Annotated in this window: 6 protein-coding genes; 2 read left to right on the top strand and 4 right to left on the bottom strand. The window is 69.8% G+C overall.

Annotation, left to right across the window (positions count from 1 at the left end):
• Positions 1-68: 68 nt before the first annotated feature.
• The 3 genes from AB8A24_RS42705 to AB8A24_RS42715 form a co-directional block, all read right to left on the bottom strand.
• On the bottom strand, positions 69-773 hold the full coding sequence (locus AB8A24_RS42705; RefSeq protein WP_266380653.1) for a transglycosylase SLT domain-containing protein: 705 nt from the start codon (positions 771-773) through the stop codon (positions 69-71).
• Positions 774-1,187: 414 nt separating this feature from the next.
• Entirely contained in the window at positions 1,188-2,504 is a 1,317-nt protein-coding gene (locus AB8A24_RS42710) for a PhoH family protein (RefSeq protein WP_266482763.1), read from the bottom strand.
• A 322-nt stretch (positions 2,505-2,826) separates the two neighbouring features.
• The gene (locus tag AB8A24_RS42715) at positions 2,827-3,588 is read right to left on the bottom strand and encodes an isoprenyl transferase (protein ID WP_030011184.1); all 762 of its coding nucleotides are present in this window, start codon (positions 3,586-3,588) and stop codon (positions 2,827-2,829) included.
• A 129-nt stretch (positions 3,589-3,717) separates the two neighbouring features.
• Here AB8A24_RS42715 and mgrA point away from each other — a divergent pair, with 129 nt between their 5' ends.
• The gene (gene mgrA / locus AB8A24_RS42720; RefSeq protein WP_369479204.1) at positions 3,718-4,755 is read left to right on the top strand and encodes an L-glyceraldehyde 3-phosphate reductase; all 1,038 of its coding nucleotides are present in this window, start codon (positions 3,718-3,720) and stop codon (positions 4,753-4,755) included.
• A gap of 142 nt (positions 4,756-4,897) precedes the next feature.
• Here mgrA and AB8A24_RS42725 read toward each other — a convergent pair whose 3' ends face one another.
• Positions 4,898-5,653, bottom strand: a complete 756-nt coding sequence (locus AB8A24_RS42725; protein WP_328961875.1) for an A24 family peptidase — start codon at positions 5,651-5,653, stop codon at positions 4,898-4,900.
• Positions 5,654-5,688: 35 nt separating this feature from the next.
• Between AB8A24_RS42725 and AB8A24_RS42730 the strand changes: the two genes are divergently transcribed.
• On the top strand, positions 5,689-5,962 hold a 274-nt coding region (locus AB8A24_RS42730; RefSeq protein ID WP_369479205.1), incomplete at its 3' end, for a DUF192 domain-containing protein.

The following is a 5,962-nucleotide window of genomic DNA, read 5'->3' on the forward strand; positions in this document are numbered from 1 at the left end:
CACCGTAGGACGGTGCGGGGCTCCCCCGGGTTGAGCGGCGCCGGGCCGCTTGCGGCGGCGCGGGCTTTCTAGTACCAGCCGTTGGCCTGGTGGAAGCTCCAGGCGGCGCAGGGGCTGCCGTAGCGGTCTTCCATGTAGTTCAGACCCCACTTGATCTGCGTGGCGGGGTTGGTGCGCCAGTCCGCGCCGGCCGAGGCCATCTTCGTACCGGGCAGTGCCTGGACCAGACCGTAGGCTCCCGAGGAGGAGTTGACGGCCTTGTAGTTCCAGGTGGATTCCTGGTTGATGATGTTCGAGAAGCACTGGAACTGGCCGGCCGGGACCATCTGCTGAGCGATGGCCTTGACCTGAGCGACCGTGTAGGAGCTCTGGGGGGCGAAGTCACCGGCGTCGCGGGCGGCGGAGCGGCTGGCGACCTGCTCCTTCTCCTCGCGTTCCTTCTTGAGCTTCGCCTCGGCCTCGGCCTTCTCCTTCTCGGCCTCCGCCTTCTTGGACTTGGCGTCCTCGGCGGCCTGGACGCGCGCGGCCTCCTCGGCGGAACGCTTGGCGTCGGCATCGGCGGCGTGGGCGATGGCATCGGCCTGCTGCGTCAGGGACGCGCTCTGGACCTGTGCCTGGTCGCCGACCGGGATGTCGGCAAGGAGAGTCGCGCCGGACGCGGTCGTCTCGAGATCGTTCGTGGGGTCGCCGGTGGCAACGCCTACGACTGCGCCGACGGTGGTGACCGCGGTGGCCGAAGCCACGGCGAACCCCCGGACCGAGATCCGGCTCACACGGTGTCCTTCCAGCAGCGTCCGCAGTGACCGCGCGGGCGCAAAAGTGCCCTCGACTCTGGCCTCCGTGGTTCTACGGTCACTGGAGGCGCGGGCCCGTGGGCAACCCCCTTGCGGGGGCCGCCGCGTGAAACTCCGGGCGGCATACGGCGTTCGGCTGTGGAGTTGTGGTGCTGCGCGTACCTCACGGGAGATACAGGTGTGCCGTATGCGGGGCCTGACGGAAACCAGACTCTGCCGGAACGCGACACCGCAAGGCAATTCTCTACTGCGTGTGAAAGGTCACACCTGGCATGTCGCTGCCGATTCGAGCAAAGACCTGTGCAGCACGACGCCGCCCGGCTAGGCTCTCGGGCCTTTGCCGGGCGGCGCCAACTCACCTTCCCGCTATGGGCGTTTTGACCGATACGACCCTCAGAGGTTCTCCAGCATCTCGGTGACCAGTGCGGCGATCGGGGAGCGCTCCGAGCGCGTCAGCGTGATGTGGGCGAAGAGCGGGTGGCCCTTCAACTTCTCGACCACGGCGACCACTCCGTCGTACCGACCGACCCGAAGGTTGTCCCGCTGGGCGACATCGTGGGTCAGAACGACCCGCGAATTGGCTCCGATTCGGGACAGAACGGTCAGCAGGACATTGCGTTCCAGCGACTGCGCCTCGTCCACGATCACGAAGGCGTCGTGCAGCGAGCGGCCTCGGATGTGCGTGAGCGGCAGGACCTCCAGCATCCCGCGGTTCAGCACCTCCTCGATGACCTCGCGCCCGGCGACCGCCGAGAGGGTGTCGAAGACCGCCTGCGCCCAGGGGCTCATCTTCTCGGAGGCGTCCCCGGGCAGATAGCCGAGGTCCTGACCGCCCACCGCGTACAGCGGCCGGAAGACCATCACCTTCTGGTGCTGCCTGCGCTCCAGGACCGCTTCCAGCCCCGCGCAGAGCGCCAGCGCCGACTTTCCGGTGCCGGCCCGGCCGCCCATCGAGATGATCCCGATCTCGGGGTCGAGGAGGAGGTCGAGCGCGATGCGCTGCTCGGCGCTGCGGCCGTGCAGCCCGAAGGCCTCCCGGTCACCGCGTACGAGCTTCACGTTGCCGTCCGCCGTGACCCGGCCGAGGGCCTTGCCGCGCTCGGACTGCAGGACCAGTCCGGTGTGCACGGGCAGTTCCGCGGCCTCCGGCACGTAGAGGCGGTCCTCCGAGTAGAGGAGGTCCACCTGTTCCCCGGAGAGGGCGAGATCGCTCATGCCCGTCCAGCCGGCGTCGGTGATCGCGAGTTCCGCGCGGTACTCCTCGGCGATCAGCCCCACGGAGGAGGCCTTGATGCGCAGTGGGAGATCCTTCGAGACCACCGTGACGTCGTAGCCCTCGGCCTGGAGGTTGCGGGCGACCGCGAGGATCCGCGAGTCGTTGTCCCCCAACCTGAAGCCGGCGGGCAGGACGCTCGTGTCGGAGTGGTTGAGCTCGACGCGCAGGGTGCCGCCCAGATCGCCCAGCGGGATGGGGGCGTCCAGGCGACCGTTGCGAACCCGGAAGTCGTCGAGCAGGCGCAGGGCCTGGCGCGCGAAGTAGCCGAGTTCGGGATGGTGCCTCTTTGCCTCCAGCTCGGTGATCACCACGATCGGGAGCACGACCTCGTGCTCGTCGAAGCGGGAGATCGCGTTGGGGTCTGCCAGCAGGACGCTGGTGTCGAGGACGTAGGTCCGCCTGTCATGCAGGCGGCTCTTTGTGCTGGTCACCACGGAAGGACGTACCCCCTCGGAAGAGGTCGGGCCATGAAGACCGGACCGGTCATCGGCACCCATGCCAGGGCCGATTTCCGGCCCTCCACTCCGTCCGTGCGAACCGCACGTGCGTCCTGGTGCAAAGGGCCTCCCGGGCGGACGACCCCATGCCGTCCGCTGAGACTCGACACCCGTGGATCGGGCATCGACCTGAAAGGGATATTCCCCGAACAGGCCAGGCCATGCCATGGCATATGACGGACGCTCGGTGAATCCCTGGTGAAGGCTTCGAGGGGAGGGGGTGCCGGGACCGAGGGGGCGGGAAACCCCCTCCGTGGAATCAGGTGCCGTAGCGCCGGTGGCGGGCCGCGTAGTCGCGCAGGGCCCGCAGGAAGTCGACCTTGCGGAAGGCCGGCCAGAAGACTTCGCAGAAGTAGTATTCGCTGTGCGCGCTCTGCCACAGCATGAATCCGGACAGCCGCTGCTCGCCGCTCGTGCGGATGACGAGGTCCGGATCCGGCTGGCCGCGCGTGTAGAGGTGCTCGGCGATGTGGTCGATGTCGAGGATCTCGGCGAGCTCCTCGAAGGAGGTGCCCTTGCGCGCGTGCTCCAGCAGCAGCGAGCGGACCGCGTCGGCGATCTCCTGGCGGCCGCCGTAGCCGACGGCGACGTTGACGAGTATCCCGTCGACGTCGTGGGTGGCCTGCTCGGCCTCCTTGAGGACGTTCTGCGTCCGGGCGGGCAGGATGTCGAGGTTGCCGACGTGGTGGACCCGCCAGCGGCCGTCCGCGGCGAGGCCCCGGACGGTGTTCTCGATGATGTTGAGCAGCGGGCGGAGCTCGACCTCCGGCCGGTCCAGGTTGTCCGTGGAGAGCATCCACAGGGTGACGACCTCGACGTCCGTCTCGGTGCACCAGCCCAGCATCTCGGAGATCTTGTCGGCGCCGGCCTGGTGGCCCTGCTCCGTCGTCCCTCCGGACGCCTTCGCCCAGCGGCGGTTTCCGTCCAGGATGACGCCGATGTGCTTGGGCGCCGCGTCATGGTCGAGGCGGCCTTCCACCCGGCGTGCGTAAAGCCTGTACACCAGGTCGCGCAGCTTCACGATCTTCCAGCCCCTCCGTGCCTTGCCCCCGTGCGAAATGCGGTCCCACCCCCGAGTCCGCCACATTACTGCGCGCCGGGATGGGGTACCCAACTCGGCCTGTCACAACTCCGTGATAGGGAGGACAACGTGACTGATACCAATCCCTATCGGGCAGAGCCCTCGCGCTACGACTCCATGGAGTACCGACGCACCGGCCACAGCGGCCTCAAACTCCCCGCCGTCTCCCTCGGCCTCTGGCACAACTTCGGTGACGACCGGTCCCTGGAGTCCCAGCGGGCGATCCTCCGCCGGGCCTTCGACCTCGGCATCACCCACTTCGACCTCGCGAACAACTACGGTCCGCCGCCCGGCTCGGCCGAGCTGAACTTCGGCAAGATCTTTTCGCAGGACTTCGCGGCCTACCGCGACGAGCTGATCCTTTCGACCAAGGCCGGCTACCTGATGCACCCCGGGCCGTACGGCGAGTGGGGCAGCCGCAAGTACCTGCTCAGCTCGCTCGACGCCTCGCTGAAGCGGATGGGCGTGGACTACGTCGACATCTTCTACTCGCACCGCTTCGACCCGGAGACCCCGCTGGAGGAGACCATGGGCGCCCTCGCGTCCGCGGTCCAGCAGGGCAAGGCCCTGTACGCGGGCGTCTCCTCCTACACGGCGGAGCAGACGGCCGAGGCCGTGCGGATCCTGCGCGGGATGGGGGTGCGCGCGCTCATCCACCAGCCCTCCTACTCCATGATCAACCGCTGGACGGAGGAGGACGGGCTGCTGGACACCCTGGAGGACGCCGGCATGGGCTGCATCTCCTTCGCGCCGCTCGCGCAGGGCATGCTGACCGGCAAGTACCTGAAGGGCATCCCGGCGGACTCGCGCGCCGCGCAGGGCAAGTCCCTGAACCCGGACCTGCTCTCGGACGAGGTGCTCCGCCGACTGACCGGTCTGAACGAGATCGCGGCCCGCCGCGGGCAGTCGCTCGCCCAGCTGGCGCTCAAGTGGGTGCTCCGCGACGACCGGATGACCTCGGCCCTGATCGGTGCGTCGAGCGTGCCGCAGCTGGAGGAGAACGTGGCCGCGCTGGCGTCCGCGCCGCTCACCGAGGCCGAGTTGAAGGAGATCGACTCCCTCGCCGTCTCCACCCCCGGCACCAACATCTGGGCCCAACGCGGCTGACCTGCGCATTTGTCGCGCAGCACGGTCGGGATGCCGGAAAACGAAAAACGGGCCGGTCCGTGGGGGGGATACGGACCGGCCCGAGGGGGGGGTTCCACCATAACCCTTCGTAAAGCATGCTGCGTGCATTGGCGCAGGATGATTACGCTCCGAAACCACCCAGCAGCACTCCGGTGAGTGCTCCGGCCGCCATGAAGGGGCCGAACGCGTACCCCTGATTCCGCTCGTCGGGCCTGCGCAGGAGCACGTACGTCCCGTACAGGGCCCCGTAGAGCAGGCCGAGGAAGGCCCCCGCGGACCATACCCCCCACCCGTACCACCCAAGAGCGACCCCCAGCGAGAGCGCCAGCTTGACGTCGCCGAAGCCCATGCCGGCGGGGTTGATCAGATGGAGCATCAGGTACGCGGCTCCCAGCGCGCCGCCGCCCAGCAGCGCGAGCCGCCAGGACCCGGCGGAGCCCGGCGCGAGGGCGGCCGCCCCGAGCAGCGCGGCGACCGCGGCGGCGAGCGGCAGGGTCAGTACGTCGGGCAGCCGGTGCACGGCGCGGTCGACGAGGGCGAGCAGGACGAGCAGCGGGGCGAGGCCCACGTAGGCCACCAGCTCGGGGCGCGCGCCGACGGCCGCGGCGAGCACGGCGCAGACCGCGGCGGTGAGCACGGCCAGGGGTGCGGCCCGCCGCCCGTAGGCGTGCGGGGGCGCGGGCGGCCGCAGCGAGGTCCGGCAGCGGGCCGGTCCTAGCCAGCCCCCCAGCCTGCCGGCCAGCCGGTGCCCCTGCGGGCAGCGGCCCTGCCAGGGGTCCCCCGGCTCGACGGAGAGGCGGTAGGCGGGGCGCGGCAGCAGGAGCCCGGCGGCCACGCCGTACCCGGCGGCGAGAACGATCACGAGCACACCCGTCATCCGGCGAAGGTAGAACACCCCCTAAGGTGGCCGCCATGGCGCACTGGCAAGACGGCCGGGCCGTGCTGCGGGTCGGCGCGGACCCTACGGAGATCCCGCTGGAGGTCGCCGCCTCGTACGGGGCGCGGACCCGCGGGCTGCTCGGGCGGGACGGGATCGACGGCGCGATGCTGCTGACCCCCGCGGCGAGCGTGCACACCTTCCGGATGCGGTTCGCGATCGATGTGGCGTACCTCGACCGCGAGTTCGGGGTGCTCGCGGTGGTCACCATGGCGCCGGGCCGGCTCGGACTGCCGCGGCTGCGCTCCC

The organism is Streptomyces sp. BF23-19, from assembly GCF_041106355.1.
In the GTDB taxonomy this organism is placed as follows: domain Bacteria; phylum Actinomycetota; class Actinomycetes; order Streptomycetales; family Streptomycetaceae; genus Streptomyces; species Streptomyces virginiae_A.

What these genes read in the sequence shown, in the direction of transcription:
- AB8A24_RS42725 (WP_328961875.1), bottom strand. Translation starts at nt 5,653, where the DNA reads ATGACGGGTGTGCTCGTGATCGTTCTCGCCGCCGGGTACGGCGTGGCC.